The organism is Blautia sp. AM23-13AC, from assembly GCF_003435675.1.
In the GTDB taxonomy this organism is placed as follows: Bacteria; Bacillota; Clostridia; order Lachnospirales; family Lachnospiraceae; genus Fusicatenibacter; species Fusicatenibacter saccharivorans.
On record NZ_QTUL01000033.1, the window covers coordinates 1 to 1,631 of the forward strand.

A 1,631-nucleotide genomic window follows, 5' to 3' on the forward strand; every position below is an offset into this window, starting at 1 on the left:
AGCCTGCAAATAAAAAGTCAATACTAAAATTGAAGAAAGTTAAAAAACTTTACAGGTTAAAAATTAGGCATTAAAATAAGGCCACCACAACCAGTGCTGGTCTGAAAGTAAAAGTTTTGAATTAGCTTGGATCAGGAAGAACAGAAAGATATTCTTTCACTCGTCCATAGTATATTCTGAGAAATTTATTAGCACCTGCAGTCATATAAACATAGTAAGGCTTACCCTGGGTGCGTTTTCTGTCCATGAATTGATATACAGGATCATCCTGAGGCATGGTTTTGATAAGAACATCCATTACTTGAAAAAGAGTCTTTCTTAAATTTGAAGATCCACGTTTGGATGTTGGGACGCTTTTTTGGGCATAGGAACCAGATTCGTTTACCCCAGGATCAACTCCGGCGAATGCAGTAAGGGCTCCTTTATGCGTGAATCTGGTTACATCACCGATCTCAGCCATAAGCTGTGGACCGAGAGATGGACCAATCCCTTTAAACTGCATGACAATTGAGTATTCAGGAAGCTTTGAGGCAGTCTCGTTCATGAGAGTGCGTATTGTTTCGACAGTAACGGAAGTACTGTTGAGCTGATCGACAGCTTGTCTGATGATATGTTTGGTTATTTCATTCTTAGGAAATACTGGAACAAGTTCCTTTGTTTTGGTGTAAATTTCTTCCGCTTTTGATTTATTGAAGGCATATTTTTTGCGCTTGCACCAGTTCTGATAATGTTCAACAAAAGCGTTTAGAGACATTTTACGAATGCAATCTACATGCCAGTATGTAGAGACAAAATCAACCCATTTCTGGGAACCATCACTGCGGGTGGGACTATTGAAATAAGTATTTGCATTTGGATAGGTCTGGTCAATGAGGCCAATAAGATTATTTTTCATAGCCGTTTTTTGTTTCACATAGAAATGGAACTGACGATTCATGACCTTTAGCTGAGCGCGTAATTCATCTGTAATACTATACGGTTCAAGACTTTGCCATTTGTCAAGAGCGTAGCGGGCAATCTTGACAGAATCAGCTTTGTCGGACTTGATTTTGCGAAGAGAATCGTTATTAAAATCTTTGACCAACTTGGGATTAACAGCACTGACAAAGAGATCTGCTGCTGAAAGCTGGTGAGCAAGTGCTTCGTAGTAGCGGCCGGTATGTTCCATTACAACCCGGGATTCACCTTCGATAGAATGAATAAGTTTAATAAGTGAATGGATATCACTGGATGTGTGCTTAATCTCAAAAGGAGAGGATACAATCTCCCCAAATGGTCTCAGAATTGTAACCATACTTTTACCTTTTGAAACATCGATACCTACTGCGTTCATAAATTTATCACTCCTTAAAAAATATTACAATGGATAAATACCAGTTTTACTCATTACCTGTTCAAACTACTGTGTGTGACACGAATGCACCTAATGTGATTCAACCTGCATAAAACGAACACTGTGAATGAGGAGCCGGTTATCAGTCTAAAGTACGGACGCGAGGTCCAAGTGATGAAGTCGATATACCATTGCATCCTACATTCTAACAGTTTAAGTAATGAGATGGATAAATCCTTACTGGAAGTAAGGGGATTACCCATAAATATATTGTAGTAGTGATGAGTTAGACGCGCAA

General features: G+C 39.0%; 1 protein-coding gene. It reads right to left on the reverse strand.

The genetic code is table 11. The annotated features are described in order from the left end of the window. Positions 1-121: 121 nt before the first annotated feature. The gene (locus DW642_RS15655; RefSeq protein WP_055218916.1) at positions 122-1,333 is read right to left on the reverse strand and encodes an IS110 family transposase; all 1,212 of its coding nucleotides are present in this window, start codon (positions 1,331-1,333) and stop codon (positions 122-124) included. Between the last annotated feature and the right edge of the window lie 298 nt (positions 1,334-1,631).

Coding starts and splice junctions, on each gene's coding strand:
- DW642_RS15655 (WP_055218916.1), bottom strand. CDS start 1,333: ATGAACGCAGTAGGTATCGATGTTTCAAAAGGTAAAAGTATGGTTACA.